This window comes from Nostoc sp. C052 (assembly GCF_013393905.1).
Lineage (GTDB): Bacteria > Cyanobacteriota > Cyanobacteriia > Cyanobacteriales > Nostocaceae > Nostoc.
The window spans coordinates 2,662,183-2,678,789 of sequence record NZ_CP040272.1 but is presented as its reverse complement, the minus strand read 5'-3'; the positions used below and the strand labels follow the sequence as shown (position 1 = coordinate 2,678,789).

The 16,607-nt window shown below is 43.0% G+C and carries 11 protein-coding genes; 8 read left to right on the top strand and 3 right to left on the bottom strand.

The window, feature by feature from the left end:
* Window positions 1-122: 122 nt before the first annotated feature.
* Window positions 123-1,343 carry a photosystem II q(b) protein gene (locus FD723_RS10590; RefSeq protein WP_179065306.1) on the bottom strand — a complete coding sequence of 407 codons (1,221 nt, stop codon included), beginning with the start codon at window positions 1,341-1,343 and terminating at the stop codon, window positions 123-125.
* Window positions 1,344-1,814: 471 nt separating this feature from the next.
* Complete coding sequence (locus tag FD723_RS42645) at window positions 1,815-1,940, bottom strand: hypothetical protein (RefSeq protein WP_256875133.1); 126 nt, start codon at window positions 1,938-1,940, stop codon at window positions 1,815-1,817.
* Between the two features lie 232 nt (window positions 1,941-2,172).
* Between FD723_RS42645 and FD723_RS10585 the strand changes: the two genes are divergently transcribed.
* The 8 genes from FD723_RS10585 (at window position 2,173) to FD723_RS10550 (ending at window position 13,517) form a co-directional block, all read left to right on the top strand.
* Window positions 2,173-3,270, top strand: a complete 1,098-nt coding sequence (locus FD723_RS10585) for a response regulator (RefSeq protein ID WP_179065305.1) — start codon at window positions 2,173-2,175, stop codon at window positions 3,268-3,270.
* Window positions 3,271-3,400: 130 nt separating this feature from the next.
* Window positions 3,401-6,022 carry an ATP-binding protein gene (locus FD723_RS10580; RefSeq protein ID WP_179065304.1) on the top strand — a complete coding sequence of 874 codons (2,622 nt, stop codon included), beginning with the start codon at window positions 3,401-3,403 and terminating at the stop codon, window positions 6,020-6,022.
* A gap of 67 nt (window positions 6,023-6,089) precedes the next feature.
* Window positions 6,090-6,458: a response regulator gene (locus tag FD723_RS10575; RefSeq protein ID WP_179065303.1), complete on the top strand. Its 369-nt coding sequence runs from the start codon at window positions 6,090-6,092 to the stop codon at window positions 6,456-6,458.
* Window positions 6,459-6,637: 179 nt separating this feature from the next.
* Window positions 6,638-7,018, top strand: a complete 381-nt coding sequence (locus FD723_RS10570) for a response regulator (protein ID WP_179065302.1) — start codon at window positions 6,638-6,640, stop codon at window positions 7,016-7,018.
* A 659-nt stretch (window positions 7,019-7,677) separates the two neighbouring features.
* On the top strand, window positions 7,678-10,044 hold the full coding sequence (gene psaA / locus FD723_RS10565) for a photosystem I core protein PsaA (RefSeq protein WP_179065301.1): 2,367 nt from the start codon (window positions 7,678-7,680) through the stop codon (window positions 10,042-10,044).
* A gap of 235 nt (window positions 10,045-10,279) precedes the next feature.
* On the top strand, window positions 10,280-12,502 hold the full coding sequence (psaB, locus tag FD723_RS10560; RefSeq protein WP_179065300.1) for a photosystem I core protein PsaB: 2,223 nt from the start codon (window positions 10,280-10,282) through the stop codon (window positions 12,500-12,502).
* A 233-nt stretch (window positions 12,503-12,735) separates the two neighbouring features.
* The gene (locus FD723_RS10555) at window positions 12,736-13,281 is read left to right on the top strand and encodes a photosystem I reaction center subunit XI (protein WP_179065299.1); all 546 of its coding nucleotides are present in this window, start codon (window positions 12,736-12,738) and stop codon (window positions 13,279-13,281) included.
* 86 nt (window positions 13,282-13,367) lie between these two features.
* Window positions 13,368-13,517 (top strand): photosystem I reaction center subunit VIII, encoded by a 150-nt coding sequence (locus tag FD723_RS10550; protein ID WP_179065298.1) that lies wholly within the window; start codon window positions 13,368-13,370, stop codon window positions 13,515-13,517.
* Between the two features lie 357 nt (window positions 13,518-13,874).
* Here the strand turns inward: FD723_RS10550 and FD723_RS10545 are convergent, their stop codons facing one another.
* On the bottom strand, window positions 13,875-16,415 hold the full coding sequence (locus tag FD723_RS10545; RefSeq protein ID WP_179065297.1) for a type II CAAX prenyl endopeptidase Rce1 family protein: 2,541 nt from the start codon (window positions 16,413-16,415) through the stop codon (window positions 13,875-13,877).
* Window positions 16,416-16,607 lie beyond the last annotated feature (192 nt).

Sequence of the window (16,607 nt, the reverse complement as noted above, 5' to 3'; positions counted from 1 at the left end):
CAGTGGGATATTTTTTTATTTGTCAGTCCTTTAATACCAATTGTGCCAACTTCTTCCAAGTATTTCTGACTCCCTGCCAAGATAGAAGCTGTCTGGCGCTCATTTGGCGTTGAATATCGGGACTACGACTCCGGTAATGATAAACTCAACGGTACTGCTTCCGCTGTAGTTAAATCTTTAGAGAAGTTATAAACTCGGCGATCGCTTTCACCTGCCACTTTTATCCCCAAATCAGCCCAATCAATTGTGTCTGCCCAAGTGTGAATAACTCGTCCTTGGCTTTTGATTTCTGGCTGCTCAAATGTGAGTTTTTCAAAGTTAAATGCAGCGACATCAACCCCTAAGGCGGCAGACCAAATTCCTGCTACTGGAAAAGCCGCTAGGAAGAAATGCAATTTGCGAGAATTAGGAAAATTTGCCCGCCGCCATCCCAACCGCCCAAGATAGAATTGAGCAGACTTAAAGTTGTAGGTTGGATGTTTTTGACCGAGTTTGTATCCGGCATTAATCGATTCTGAGTCGTTTTCGTTGGTACGAATCAAGGTTGATGTTACCAAAGAACCATGCATTGCACTCAGCATTGCACCACCTAATACCCCAATCACCCCTAACTGATGTAAGGGACTCATCAGAATATTGTGATCTGCTTGAAACTGCAACATGAAGTTAAAAGTACCAGAAATCCCTAAAGGCATTCCCGCAGAAAAACTGCCTTGGCCAATTGGATAAATTAAGAATACAGAGACGGAAGCAGCAACGGGAGCAGTGAACGCTAGCGAAATCCAGGGACGCATCCCTAAGCGATAGCTCAATTCCCATTCTCGATCTTGGTAACAGATGATGCTAATCAAAAAGTGCAACACAATCATCTGGTAAGGGCCGCCACTGTAAAGCCACTCATCCAAAGAAGCAGCTTCCCAAATTGGGTAAAAGTGCAAACCAATTGCGGCTGATGTCGGTACTATAGCGGCTGAAATGATATTATTGCCGTCGAATAAAGAACCGGAAATTGGTGAACCCATTCCGTCCATGTCTACGGGCGGAGCAGCAATAAAAGCAATGATGAAAACAATGGTGGTTGTTAAAACACAAGGAATCAACAGTATGCCAAACCAGCCAATATACAGCCGATTTTCAGTACTTGTTACCCATGAACAAAACTTCTCCCATAAACTAATCTTTTCGCGTCTTTCTAAGATGCTTGTTGCTATTGTTTGAAGATTGTGATTTGCACGCGTAATCTTCACCCCATGACAGTTAACATCGGTGGGAGCCGCTGCTCTGACTGCCTTGTCTACGCTAACAGTCGAAGTTGCAATTATGCTGTCTGACTTTGGCGTCATGTTACATAGATCCTTGCATAATTAAATAGGAATTCTCTATCGCCACAGTTTCTAAAACCGGAGACGACAGAATAATCTTTTGCACTCAAACCAAAGCCGTTGAGACAAAAACTACTTCAAGGTCGATGAAAAGGAACATAAAATAAAAACATGAAGAACCAATGAAGGAAGTTCATCTTTTCATAAAAGTTCACAATATTCATCAGAAGGGTCAGAGGGAAAAGACCTACCCTAGTACAACAAGGCAAAAGTCACGCATTCAAAAGTCAAAAGAAAGAATAGCCATACCATAAGCTTTTTACCAATTCCAGATGGTCTGTTTATTTACGCCATGTTCTACTAGGACTACATAGAGGTATACAAAAATCAATATGTAAGTTACCTTTTAATTATCAAAATAAGTCAACAAATGTAAATTTGGTTGAAGCTGTATAACTTTTGCGCCAAAGAAGAGTCAATAATGATTTTGAATTAGACTTGTTCGATACAAAGCTTTTTGTTCACCACAGATGCTAGTACTGCAAGGCAGAATTCGTAATTTGTAATTCCTACTATTGCAAGAATTTCATTGGTTTTCAATGCTTGCTCTGTTTGCATTGTGCTGTGCTAGTAGTATATGTGGTGAACAATTGGCAGATTTTTTCTGAGGTAAAACTTTTCTACTTTGATTGTTGCTAAAGGACTGCCAAAGAAAAAAAATCGCTAATATTTTTTTGCTAGTCTAGGCATCTTGCCTATCCTATGTAATGATTTCTTTCTGGGAGTTCCCTAATTATTTGTTTTCCCTCTGATGAAGTCCTAGCGTTTAGGTACAGTAGGGTGATATGGAATGAGAATTTTACTAGTTGAAGATGACGAGTGTATCGCCAAAACACTTGAAAATGTTCTTGGCAATCAACACTATGTAGTTGATATTGCTGCTGATGGTCTACTTGGTTGGGAGCTAGTAGAAGCTTTTAGCTATGACTTAATTTTGCTAGATATCATCTTGCCCAAATTGGACGGCATAAAACTTTGTCAGAGGTTACGTTCCCATAACTATCAAACACCTGTACTGCTACTGACAGCCCAAAATTCTAGCACTCACAAAGTCATGGGATTAGATGCAGGAGCAGATGACTATGTTGTTAAACCTTTTGAACTCTCGGAATTATTAGCTCGAATTCGTGTTTTATTGCGGCGACGAAATTCACCCATATTGTCAGTGATGAAATGGGAAAAACTGCGTATTCACCCTGGTAGCTGTGAAGTGAATTATGGTTGTCATGGTTTGAATTTAACGCCTAAGGAGTATCGCTTACTGGAGCTTTTTCTGCGTAACGAGCATATTGTCTTCAGCCGCAGTGAAATTTTAGACCACCTCTGGTCTGTAGAAGAAGCACCTAAAGAGGATACGGTGACAGCTCACATCAAGGGTTTGCGGCAGAAACTAACGCAAGCTGGCGCACCAACTGATTTTATTGAAACAGTCTATGGTTTGGGTTATCGTCTGAAAGTATTTGCAGATGAAGAAAAACCTTCTGTAGCCTTAAGACAGACAAAACAAAGCAAAAGGAAGCCACAGATTAGGGAAGCGTTAGCAGTTGTGTGGGAGAGGCTGAAAGTACACAGTAGCGATCGCTTAGAAATTCTCCAACAAGCCTCACTCGCGTTGCAAGCCAACAATCTCTCTGAAGAATTACGCAAAAAAGCATATCATGCAGCACATAAGCTAGGGGGAGCTTTAGGCATTTTTGGCTTTGCAGAAGGTTCGCGTCTGGCTAAACACATAGAGCAAATATTGCTATCCCAAATTACTCTTGACCAAAGTGAGGCATTGCATCTCCGCCATTTAGTAGAACTTCTTTCTGGGGAACTACAGCAGCCTGCGTTTAGAGAATTAGATAAAGTCCTTTGCCATTATGTTCTAGACGATGTGGGTGAATAGGACTGGGGACTGGGGACTGGGGATTGGGGAAGATGAGGGGGATGAGGGAGACAAGGAGCAGGGGAAGAAATTCTTCTCAGTTTCCAGTCAACAGTCAACACTCAGCACTGTTTCTTGAGACAACTGATAGATGACAAAAGACAAAAAACAAAAGCCTATCGACTCCTTAGAAGCGCTGCTACATCGGATGATGAACCGCATTCGTCAATCCCTAGAGTTGCCAGCAATCCTCTCAGGAACCGTTGCTGAAGTACGTATATTTTTGGAGACAGATCGTGTAAAAGTATATCGTTTTGATGTAGATGCTAGCGGTGAGGTTGTGGCTGAGTCGGTTAACTGCGATCGCTTACCATCTCTACTAGGGCAACACTTTCCCGCAGAGGATATTCCATTTGCAGCTCGTGAGTTGTTTTTGAAAGTTCGTCAGCGCTCAATTGTGGATGTTGCAGCCCAGCAAATTGGGCTGAGTCCCTTAGATTCTTCGGAAACGACCGAGCCACTTGATAAAAATGATATCCGGTTTCGAGTCGTAGACCCATGTCACGTAGAATACCTCACTTCAATGGGAGTGCAATCTTCTCTGGTGGTGCCAATTTTGCATCGTGACCAATTATGGGGTTTGTTGGTATCTCATCACAGTTTGCCGCGAGAGGTGAGCGAACGGGAATTACAGGTAGTGCAACTGGTTGCAGATCAATTATCAATTGCGATCGCTCAAAATACCCTCCTCGAACAAACCCGCGCCCAAGCTGACCAAGAAGCCACAATTAACCGCGTGGCCAAACTACTGCATTCCATGACCGAAATGCAGTTACAACAGGCGCTAGAGTTGACTGTATCTGCTTTACAGGCTGCTGGTGGCAGAATTTATATCGCTCCCCAAAATCCAGATGAGGCGGCTCAGGTGTTTAGTTGTGGGGAGTGGGGAGCAGGGGAGCTATTAGCAGGCGAAGCAGAGGGACAAGGGGGACAAGGTAGCAATCTTTCTCACTTGTCTCCCCCCTCCCCATTCCTCTTCGAGGAGCATCCCAGTTGGCAAGAGTGGTTAAACATGGAGGCGACTGTCGAGGAGGGAAAACTAGTGTGGGCAATTACTGATTTATATCAAGCCACACTACAGTCAGACTTGGCACAGGCGTTTTTTGATGCTGGGATTCGCAGCTTATTGGTTATTTGCTTGCAATATCGCCAGCAGATATTGGGTTACTTAAGTATTTTTCGCCATGAAATAGACACAGAAACTCTGTGGGCGCGACGAGTTAATCGTAATGATCCGCGAAATCAGTGTCCAGTTCAATCCTTTGAAGTATGGCGAGAGTTAAAGCGAAGTCAAGCCCAAGAATGGAAAACCCCAGAAATTGAACTCGCCCAAGCTTTGAGCAGTCACTTTGCAATGGCAATTCATCAATATGAACTGTATCAGCAAGTTCACGCGCTCAATGCTGACTTGCAGCAGGATATTGAAGAACGCAAGCAGGCGGAGAAAAAAATCTCTGCCTTGAATGCCGAACTAGAGGAGCGAGTACAGGAGCGAACAGCGGAGTTACAGCGTGCTAATGAAAGATTGCTGCGGGAAATGAGCAAACGCGAACGGGCACTACGCGCTCGCCAGCAAACACAAGCCTCTCTAGAACGCCTCAGCCGACAGAGCGAGTTAATTTTGAACTCCGCAGGTGAGGGAATTTACGGTTTAAATTCCCAAGGTAAAATCACCTTTGTTAATCCAGCAGCAGCCAGAATGCTTTTATCTGGGGTAACAGAACTAAAAAATCAGTTGATGCACAAGATTGTGAACCATTCCCAACCCGACGGCACTCGCTATTGCTGGGAAGAAAATCCCATTCGTGCCACTCTGGAAAGTGGGGCAGTACAACATATTTCTGATGACATATTTTATCGTCGCGACGGGTCGAAATTTCCAGTTGAGTATGTAAGTACACCAATTAGAGAACAAGGCAATATTGTCGGAGCAGTAGTCATATTTAAGGATATTACCGAGCGACAGATAGTCGAGCAAATGAAGGATGAGTTTGTCTCAGTGGTCAGTCACGAACTACGGACGCCTCTCACCTCAATTCGCAGCGCCTTAGGTTTACTAGCACGTGGTTCCTTGAACGATCAACCAGAAAAAAGTCAGCGGATGCTGGAAATTGCCTTTGATAATACTAACCGTTTGGTGCGTCTGATTAACGACATCCTTGATATTGAACGCATCAATTCCGGCAAAGCAACGATGTATAAACAGACTTGCGATGCAGCTGACTTGATGAGTCAAGCAGTGGACGAAATGCGGGCAATGGCTGAAAAATCAGAGATTAAGCTAGAATTAACGACCCTTTCAGTACAACTATGGGCAGATTCAGACCGCATCATCCAGACACTCACTAACTTACTCAGCAACGCGATTAAATTTTCGTCTCCAGGTTTTACAGTTTCGTTGAGCGCCGAAGTAGAGACTAGGAAAGAAATAGATACAGACACAAAAGGAATTAGTTCTTCTTCTGACCCTTGCCACTCCAACATCCTATTCCAGGTAAAAGACCAGGGGCGAGGAATTCCTGAGGATAAATTAGAAACGATTTTTGACCGTTTTCAGCAAGTCGATGCCTCTAACTCGCGTCATCAAGGGGGAACTGGCTTGGGATTAGCAATCTGCCGCAGCATTATACAACAGCACGGAGGCCAAATTTGGGCAGAAAGTACTTTAGGGGAAGGTAGTACATTTTATTTCACATTACCTATTAGTAATTAGTCATTTACAAATAACAAAGGACAAATAACAACTAACAAATGAACAACCAGCAACCAACAACTAACAAATGAACAAGCGCATCTTGATTATTGATGATGAAGAAGATATCCGAGAAACCACTCAGATATGTTTAGAGATAACTAATGAATGGGAAGTGCTGACAGCTGGTTCTGGTAGAGAAGGTTTGCTCAAAGCTGCTTTTGAACATCCAGATGTAATTCTCTTAGATGTGATGATGCCAGATATGGATGGCTTGACAACGTTGGAGAATCTGCAAGCAAATCCCCAAACCCAGAATATTCCCGTGATTTTATTAACAGCAAAAGCACAGGCTGCTGAACAGCGTCAGTTTACTCAACTAAAAGTGGTGGCAGTAATTACTAAGCCTTACGACCCCTTTACTCTGTCTGAACAAGTGGCGCAGGCGTTAATATAGCAATCCTAAATCATTCGTGAAAAGTTAGATCCCTGACTTCGTAAAAGTTGTCGGGGATCTTGTGTTTCACGAATGTGTAACTATTTTTCTTTTTCTTTATCATTCTTCATTAGTTTTTCATATTTTTTGCCTACCCTATGAGAAGAAGCTGGCGATCGCAAGCCAGAAGGTAAATAACAGTGAAAACCCGACGCATCTTACTGATTGAGAATAAAAATGCTATTCGGGAAGTGACTCAGCTTTGCTTGGAGACAGTAGAAGGCTGGGAAGTACTGACGGCGATATCGAGCCAAGAAGCGATCGCTAAAACAAAGGCGCAAAAAGTTGATGTTATCCTTGTGGATCTCGATACTTTTGCCTCCGATAGAGACTTATCGACAATTTTGCACCAACTACAGAACAACCCCGTCACTCAGGATATACCCGTAATTTTGTTAACGACTACAGTATTGTCTCAGGAACAATTTACCAAACTGGGGGTAAGAACTGCGATCGCTAAACCTTTCGATTTAATAACTCTAGCTACCCAAGTTTCAGCAGTGCTGGGCTGGAACCAATAATCAACAACAGATAACTACAGAAATGTAACCTTTCGTTAAGAAAGTATTTTCCTTCATGGGTTCTTCATTTTTATTTCCTATTCTCTCCAAAGAAAGAGTTTTTCAGCTAATCATTTTTCTTGAGTTACCTTTGTTTCGCTAATCTAGCGTCACTGGTTAGTCAATCGCTGGCTTTTTTCTCTGCTGTTAAATCATGAAACTGGAAGTCACTTAAATTGCATAACTAACTTCTCAGAAATATATTCTCATAGCCTTATATATCAAAGGTTTGTAGAGAATTATATTTCTGAGATTACCGAGAAAAATTCAGGAGTCAGTCACCAGAATAAAGTCATCAATTCTCTGCAAATTGCAGATGAATCAAGGGGTTTCAGGTCTCCATTAAATCTTGACTGCGGAACACACAAGGGACGATTTAGTGGTTTTAAATTAGTGGCTATGAGTGAATAACCCACTTTCTTGTTTTGAATTCTGGCTTTTGAATTCTTCTTTAATCAATTTAGTGGAACAGCTTACCAATAAACAAAACTCAAGGTTGTAAATTCTCAAGCAGTTAATTATTTTTGGTTAGCGACTACCAACTAATAACTAACTACTTATATAGAAACTTTGAGTAGAGTAAGGTTCTCATTTCTTTCACAGAAAAGGGAGAATTTCTAATGACAATTACTCCTGAGCGAGAGCAAAAGGTAAGGGTTGAGGTTGATAACGATCCGGTGCAAACTTCATTCAAGAAGTGGTCGGAACCAGGACACTTTGACCGCTCCCTTGCCAGAGGTCCCAAAACCACCACTTGGATTTGGAACCTCCACGCACTCGCCCACGATTTTGATACTCATACCAGCGATTTACAAGACGTATCGCGCAAAATCTTCGCCGCTCACTTCGGACACTTAGCTGTAGTGTTTATCTGGTTGAGCGGTATGTATTTTCATGGCGCTCGCTTTTCCAATTTTGAGGGTTGGATGGCGAACCCGACTGCCATTAAACCCAGCGCCCAAGTTGTCTGGCCGATATTTGGTCAAGAAATTTTGAATGCAGATGTGGGCGGCGGCTTCCACGGTATTCAAATTACCTCTGGACTCTTCCAGATGTGGCGTGGGCAAGGTTTTACTAATACCTACCAGCTATATTGCACCGCTATTGGTGCTTTAGTGATGGCAGCAGTAATGCTGTTTGCTGGCTGGTTCCACTACCATAAACGCGCTCCCAAGCTAGAGTGGTTCCTGAATTGGGAGTCAATGATGAACCACCACCTGGCAGGGCTTTTAGGCTTGGGTTCTTTGGGTTGGACAGGACATCTGATTCATGTTGCCTCACCAACTAACAAGTTGTTAGATGCTGGGGTAGCTATCAAAGACATTCCTTTACCCCACGAATTCATCTTGAATTCCAAGTTGATGGATCAGCTTTATCCCAGTGCCAGTTGGGGTTTCGTTTCGGGTGTAGTGCCTTTTTTCACGTTGCAGTGGGGAAATTTTGCTGACTTTTTGACCTTTAAGGGTGGTCTGAACCCGGTGACGGGGGGCTTGTGGTTAACAGATATAGCACACCATCATTTAGCGATCGCAGTGCTATTCATCATTGCCGGCCATTTCTACCGCACGAATTGGGGCATCGGTCACGACTTCAAGGAAATGCTCGATGATGCCAGAACTCCCAAGATGCTGCCATTCTTGAGCTTTATTGGGCCTGTCGGTCATAAAGGCCTCGATAAAATTTTCGAGACTTCCTGGCACGCTAATCTAGCTATCCACCTAGTACAGTTTGGAACAGCCAGCCTCCTCGTCGCGCACCACATGTACGCGATGCCCCCTTATCCTTATCTGGCAACGGATTATGCGACCGTTACATCGCTATTCACCCACCACGTATGGATTGCAGGTTTCTGCATTGTTGGGGGCGCGGCTCACGCTGGCATCTTCATGGTACGGGACTACAATCCAGCCGACCATGTCAACAACGTGTTGGATCGGACGATCCGCCACCGCGATGCAATCATCTCCCACCTAGCTTGGGTGTGTCAATTCTTGGGCTTCCATAGCTTTGCGATGTACTGCCACAACGACACCATGCGGGCTTTTGGTCGTCCCCAAGATATGTTCTCGGATACGGGAATTCAGTTGCAGCCAGTGTTTGCTCAGTGGATACAACACATCCAGACGATGACCATCGGCAATCCAGCTCTCCAAGCTGCTGCACCTCTTGGTAATGCGTTCGGTGGCTTGCGGGGTCTGGAACTGAGCGGATTGGGAACTGCTGCACCTAATTTGCATGAGCCTGTCAGCTATGCCTGGGGTGGCGGTGTTGTGGCAGTGGCCGGCAAAGTGGCGATGATGCCCATTACCTTGGGTACTGCGGATTTTATGATTCACCACATTCACGCCTTCACAATTCACGTCACTGTTTTAGTGCTGCTGAAAGGTGTGTTGTTTGCCCGCAGTTCGCGTTTAGTTCCAGATAAAGCCAATTTGGGCTTCCGCTTCCCCTGTGATGGCCCGGGACGAGGCGGTACTTGCCAGGTATCGGCTTGGGATCATGTTTTCCTGGGTCTGTTCTGGATGTATAACTCCTTGTCAATGGTGATTTTCCACTTCTTCTGGAAAATGCAGTCGGATGTCTGGGGGACGGTAGATGCAGATGGGGTAGTGACGCACATTACGGGCGGAAACTTTGCCCAATCGTCAATTACCAATAACGGCTGGTTGCGTGATTTCCTCTGGGCCCAGGCGACGCAAGTAATCACATCCTACAATTCAGCACTTTCGGGCTACGGCTTAATGTTCTTAGGTGGACACTTCGTTTTCGGCTTTAGTCTGATGTTCCTGTTTAGTGGTCGTGGCTACTGGCAAGAATTAATCGAATCAATTGTTTGGGCGCACAACAAGTTGAAAATTACCACAGCTATTCAGCCTCGCGCCTTGAGCATCACTCATGGTCGGGCTGTGGGGGTAGCTCATTACCTTTTGGGAGGAATTGTCACCACTTGGGCCTTCTTCCTGGCGCGAATGTCGGCATTGGGATGATACTCCTTTTGTTCGCCTAATCCAGGAGGCAGGAGGTGAGGAGGCAAAGCCCTTCAGGCTGGGAAAAGGGAAAAGGTTAAAGGGTAAAGAGAAGAATCTGTTCCTTTTCCCTTTCCCCCTTACCCTTTACCCTGGCGAAGCCATCCTGTTCCCTGGTTTCTTAGAAGGTTCAGCCTCTTTTTGTGCATTCCCAGACTCAGCCTGGAAACGAGAAAATCTCAAAACTTTTAAAACTATGGCGACTAAATTTCCCAAATTTAGCCAAGGCCTTGCACAAGATCCAACAACGCGACGTGTTTGGTATGCGATCGCTACGGCTCACGATTTTGAAAGTCAAGATGGCATGACGGAAGAAAATCTTTATCAAAGGATTTTTTCTTCTCACTTCGGTCATCTGGCAATTATCTTTCTGTGGGCGTCGGGGATTTTGTTTCACGTTGCTTGGCAAGGTAATTTTGAACTATGGATTAAAGACCCCATACATATCCGTCCCATTGCCCACGCAATTTGGGATGCTCAATTTGGCCCAGGGGCAATTGAAGCTTACACCCAAGCGGGAGCGCGTAACCCGGTAGATATTTGCTACTCCGGTGTTTATCACTGGTGGTACACCATCGGGTTACGGACGAATAATGAACTGTATGTTGGGGCGATTTTCCTAGTTTTGCTGGCGGCTGTATTTTTGTTTGCAGGCGCATTGCATTTAAAGCCTAGATTCCGTCCTGGCTTGGCTTGGTTCAAGAGTGCAGAACCTCGCCTCAACCACCACTTAGCGGGTTTGTTTGGTGTCAGTTCCTTGGCTTGGACTGGTCACTTGATACACGTTGCTATACCAGAATCTCGTGGTATTCATGTAGGTTGGGATAACTTCTTGTCTACCCCACCACACCCAAGTGGCTTAACACCGTTCTTTACTCTTAACTGGGGGGCATACGCGCAAAATCCCGATACGCCAGCCCATGTATTTAATAGTACTCAAGGGGCAGGAACAGCAATTCTCACCTTTTTGGGTGGTTTCCATCCCCAGACTCAATCTTTGTGGTTGACGGATATGGCGCATCACCATTTGGCGATCGCTGTCATCTTCATTGTTGCGGGTCACATGTACCGGACTAATTGGGGTATCGGTCACAGCATCAAAGAGATGATGGACTCCAAGGACTTCTACGGTAATAAAGTTGATGGCCCGTTCAACTTACCCCACCAAGGACTGTACGAAACCGTTAATAACTCTTTGCATTTTCAACTGTCTTTGGCACTAGCTTGTTTGGGTGTAGCGAGTTCCTTTGCGGCGCAGCACATGTATTCCATGCCGCCTTATGCGTTTATCGCTAAGGACTTTACCACAATGGCGGCACTATACACACACCATCAATACATTGCTGGTTTCTTGATGGTAGGGGCGTTTTCCCACGCGGCGATCTTCTGGATTAAGGACTATGACCCAGAACAGAATCGAGGGAATGTTCTAGAGCGGGTACTCAAGCACAAAGAAGCGATTATTTCTCATCTTAGCTGGGTATCGATGTTCTTGGGCTTCCATACTTTGGGTTTGTACGTCCACAATGATGTAGAAGTAGCCTTTGGGGCGGCTGACAAACAAATATTGATTGAGCCTGTATTTGCTCAGTTTATCCAGTCGGCTAACGGTAAGCTGTTGTATGGGTTTAACACTTTGCTGTCAAATCCACATAGTATTGCTTCCACAGCATGGCCCAATCATGGCAATGTCTGGTTGCCAGGTTGGTTGGATGCAATTAACAGCGGCACCAATTCGTTATTCCTGACAATTGGCCCTGGTGATTTTTATGTACATCATGCGATCGCTCTCGGTTTGCATGTCACCACCCTCATCTTAGTCAAAGGTGCATTGGATGCTCGCGGTAGTAAGCTGATGCCGGATAAAAAAGACTTTGGCTATGCTTTCCCCTGCGATGGACCAGGACGGGGTGGCACTTGCGATATTTCTGCGTGGGATACTTCCTACCTCGCCATGTTTTGGATGCTTAACACCCTTGGTTGGGTCACTTTCTACTGGCACTGGAAACATCTTTGCGTCTGGCAAGGCAATGTCGCTCAGTTCAACGAAAACTCGACCTATCTCATGGGCTGGTTCCGAGACTACCTTTGGGCGAACTCCGCACAGTTAATTAATGGCTATAATCCTTACGGCACAAATAACTTAGCCGTTTGGGCTTGGATGTTCCTCTTTGGACACCTAGCTTGGGCTGTTAGCTTCATGTTCCTGATTACCTGGCGGGGTTACTGGCAAGAATTAATCGAAACCTTAGCCTGGGCGCACGAACAGACTCCACTATCTTTTGGCTACTGGAGAGATAAGCCCGTTGCTTTGTCAATTGTTCAAGCTCGTTTAGTCGGCTTAACTCACTTTACTGTTGGTTATATCGCAACCTATGGGGCTTTCTTAATTGCCTCAACAGCAGGGAAGTTTGGTTAACCTTCAAAGCTGTTTAACTGCACTTTAAATTACGCAATTAAGTCTAGTTATTTGCAAAAAAATGCGTAATTAATATGCAAATATTCAGCTAAAAATATTCAGTTTTCGACCTCCTCTCTTACCTCTTTTGGTAGGAGAGTTTTTTAGTTTATATTGTGTTAATTTTGAATAAGAAAACTTTAAGTCTACGCGCCAATGATAGTATTTAATTAAGATAATAAGGAGAAGCTATAATGTCTAATTCATCTGACATGGCAGAGACGATTAAACAATACAATGAGGAGGATATAATTAAACCTTTTAAAGGAGATCCTTGCCTTGGTAATCTATCCACTCCTATCAATGATTCTCCCTTAGCTAGAGCTTTCATTAATAATTTACCCGCCTACCGTAAAGGGTTAACACCTTTCATGCGGGGGTTAGAAATTGGCATGGCTCATGGTTATTTCCTAGTTGGGCCAGAGGTGGTGGTTGGCCCTCTGCGAGAATCAGTACATGGAACCAATCTCAGTGGATTAATTACCTCCATATATATAGCTTTATCAGCTTGTTTAGGTATTTCAATTTTTGCAATTACTACTTTCCAAGGAAATCCTAGAGGAGCTTATAATTCAGATTCTAAAGACCTGCTTAGACCACTAAGAACTCGTGAAGAATGGAGTCAATTGAATGGTGGAATTTTTATTGGTGCAATGGGTGGCGCGATATTTGCCTACTTCCTACTAGAAAATTTTGATTCTTTAGATGCCATCTTGCGAGGTGCGGTTAACGCTAGTTAATCAAGCTTGTTCTTGGGAATGTTGGATATCCCTAGAAGGTGGATTACATAAATTTTTCAACTTTGAATTCATGAGGAGAATACATCATGGTAGATATAACACAACTAACAGGTGATTATGCCGCTTCATGGCTACCCTGGATCATGATTCCCTTAATATTTTATATCTTGCCTTTTCCAGTATTTGCTTTAGTATTTATCTGGATTCAAAAAGAAGATTCTCAAGAAGAAGTATGATGAATTCATATAGCGGTTCTCGTTTACGTGAGGTACACTCGTAGGGGCACTGAAACGGGCGGTTAGAAACCGCGTCTACACAAACAAAACCCACCTGCATGGGTTTCAAAACTTTAATTTAACCTTAGTCCGTACTACTGCTTGTGGGGTGGGCATCTTGCCCGCCTTTGTATACGGACGGGTAAGCCCGGATTTCTCACGCATAGTGTAGGCTTCAGGGGAAGAGGAGTGTGGGGAGTGTGGGGGGTAAGACTTCTTTCCCATCCTCCCACACCTCTTGGATTTCTCTCTTGTGAGAAATCCAGGTAAGATGCCCACCCCACAAGATTGGGTAATTTATTTTTTGGAAGTCCCTTATTAAACCTTAGTGTTATGAATTTTTTGATTCTTATCTAATTTTCTGATTCCCCCAAAAACAATTAACCAAACTACTACTACAACCCAGTGAATTAAAACTATTACAAACAAAGATCCTGTCAGGATATATGCAGCAGTACATATAATTCCCAAAAATGTAGCTAAAACCAGAAAAACAGGGTCATAAAAGGTGGGGATTCCAGCTTTAAAGAAGGTTTTAGCATTCAATGGATGATACAAAATAAATAATAATAAACTAACTATTACCCACAAACTCCATCGGAACCAATTAGTGATTTCGCTAGGATGAGGAAGCAAAAAAACGCGAAAAAAGAGTTCTTCAACAATCGCAGGTAAAAATAAACAACGCAATATTAGCAAGCATTTATCAATCCAACTTGCAGACCAAATTTGTATATGTAAAAATCCAAATTTCCAACCATAGGGTAGGGCAATAATACTGTAAATTATCAGCATTACAACTATAACTAACCAATCTTGTAGTGTCGGAACTGCCAAGGATGCTAAAACGCGATTTAAAATAATTGAAAGTGGTGAAATATCGGTAAAAGGAATCTTAATTTGTCCCAAAAGTATTGTTGGTGCAATGGGTGTAATATTAGGTTGCCAACCACCTACTTGATTAGTTCGCAGTACTTGCATAATCGCACCATGTTTTAAAAATATTGTGGCGAGATCGTCGTGTGCCTGTTTTGGCATTATTGTTCGCCATGTTGTTAAACCAGCCCAAATACTCCGATCTTCAAATGGTTGCGTCGTTTTTCCTATGCCCGTACCTGCGAGTATACTTGCAAGGCTTTGCCAATCAGCGCGAACTATACCCAAGGGTGCTAATTGTTGTTCTAAAGATTTGCCTAATTCAACTAGCTGCTGAAAGCGTAATGTTTGTGGGTGATTGGGGTTAGCGCGTATCCAAGTTTGAATTTGAGGAGTTGTAGCAACTTGGTTTTTAATTGCCAGTATCGCCGCATAAAGTGCTTGGCTTGCGTCTTGGACGCATGAGGTAGCAGGTGATACCATTGCGCCACCAGTTCCATCACCAACCCGATAACGTGCCATTGTTACTTGTAATTGTTGCTGGAATTCTTCTAAAGGTGATAGTTTAATACCATCAAAATCATAATCTTGCGTTACCGGGTCGAATTTGATCAGAATATCTGATACTGGACGTGTTGCCAACCAACCACGTTGTAAATTACCCATATAATCTGCCCATGTATGCGTTCCGGCAATAATTCCATCAGGGTTATGGGCATAAATTTGGTGATATTTAGTCTCGAAGCGTAATTCGTTAGTAAACTCGTCACGGACAACTTCTGCAATTCCAAAAGCAAAATGTCCGGTGATAGTATAAGGGACTCCGACTGGTTCAGCTTTACGTCCGCCAATTCCACCAAATAGGTGTAAGACAATAGCTTTATTGCCTTCTTGCCATTTTGAAACAGATTGATTAAGTGAATTTTGTGTTTCTACAGGTTTTAATAATACGGTATTGAATTTACCTTTATTTTTCTCAGTATTTCGCCAATTTACTTCTTGGATGTAATTTAGCCCTAATTTCTCACCAGTAATAATTTGAAGCGGTTGAATTTGAAATAGAGAACGAGGTGCAAGGGCAGTTACTGTAAATACGCCCTTTGCATCGGCAGCGCCATAAATATACCATCCAGCCTCACCCGCAGGTGATTGTTCGATTTGCTGCGAACTTGAAGGAGCAAAATTTCGCTTATCTATTACTTGTTGGGGAATATGAATAGTGTCTTGAAGACCATCAAACTTATTTGAATTATGGTTATAATGCTCTACCAAAAAATAATCACTATACTGCTTTTGTTTAGGAATTAAAATAGTTTTAAAGCTAGATTTAATCGGTTTAATTATTTTTACCAGCCCATAAAATCTACCAATTGCTAAAATAGGTTCGCGTTCAATTTGTAAAATAGATTTTTCTTGACTTGCATCAATGATTGTACCTGCATCTAAAGCAACAATCGTATTATCAACAGGATTTGCACCAGCCAAAGAGCGTAAAATGCCTACCTGACGAACTCCATTTAGTCGAAAAGGATGAATGTTTCCTTGTTTTTGACTTTTAATCACTTCTGAAGTGAAATTTATATCTCGCGTTACCGCTCGTTCCAAAGCAAGTAAATCTTTATTCTTTTTCCACTCCAAACGTACAATTTTACCTAACAAATTTTGTGCTGTAGGTGGTGCATATTGCACTTCCATCCATACCCAATCTAAACCATCTTGTAATTGCTGTTTGGTTGGTAAAATTAACCTTCCTACCCAATCGCCAATAGGTTTATAGAGATTTGCAGATGGAATTTGGGGAATGGGATAAAAAGCAGATTGATTAAAATTTTGTCGAATATGAATCGCGTAATTGCTTTCTTGCTGTACTAACTGGGGTTGTTTTGAGGAAAGTTGCCATATCACAATTGCTGCGATGAACGCTAGCGGTAATAATTTTGTAAATAGTAGCTTTGCTTTTCGACTCAATCCACGAAAAATCATATATTATCAACAACTAAAACTTGCTGATAATCTTACTCCAAATATATTGTTTTGAGTCTCTGCCGTAAAAGACTTTCAAAATAAAACAGACTCAACTAATTCTTGTGGGATGGGCGTCTCACCTACCCTATGGACTGGGCGGGCAAGATGCCCACCCCACAAGATTGAATAATTTATTTCTTGGAAATCCCT

Excerpts from the sequence above, each read along its gene's own strand:
- FD723_RS10590 (WP_179065306.1), bottom strand. The coding sequence starts at position 1,343 with ATGACGCCAAAGTCAGACAGCATAATTGCAACTTCGACTGTTAGCGTA.
- FD723_RS42645 (WP_256875133.1), bottom strand. The coding sequence starts at position 1,940 with ATGCAAACAGAGCAAGCATTGAAAACCAATGAAATTCTTGCAATAGTA.
- FD723_RS10585 (WP_179065305.1), top strand. The coding sequence starts at position 2,173 with ATGAGAATTTTACTAGTTGAAGATGACGAGTGTATCGCCAAAACACTT.
- FD723_RS10580 (WP_179065304.1), top strand. The coding sequence starts at position 3,401 with ATGACAAAAGACAAAAAACAAAAGCCTATCGACTCCTTAGAAGCGCTG.
- FD723_RS10575 (WP_179065303.1), top strand. The coding sequence starts at position 6,090 with ATGAACAAGCGCATCTTGATTATTGATGATGAAGAAGATATCCGAGAA.
- psaA (WP_179065301.1), top strand. The coding sequence starts at position 7,678 with ATGACAATTACTCCTGAGCGAGAGCAAAAGGTAAGGGTTGAGGTTGAT.
- psaB (WP_179065300.1), top strand. The coding sequence starts at position 10,280 with ATGGCGACTAAATTTCCCAAATTTAGCCAAGGCCTTGCACAAGATCCA.
- FD723_RS10555 (WP_179065299.1), top strand. The coding sequence starts at position 12,736 with ATGTCTAATTCATCTGACATGGCAGAGACGATTAAACAATACAATGAG.
- FD723_RS10550 (WP_179065298.1), top strand. The coding sequence starts at position 13,368 with ATGGTAGATATAACACAACTAACAGGTGATTATGCCGCTTCATGGCTA.
- FD723_RS10545 (WP_179065297.1), bottom strand. The coding sequence starts at position 16,415 with ATGATTTTTCGTGGATTGAGTCGAAAAGCAAAGCTACTATTTACAAAA.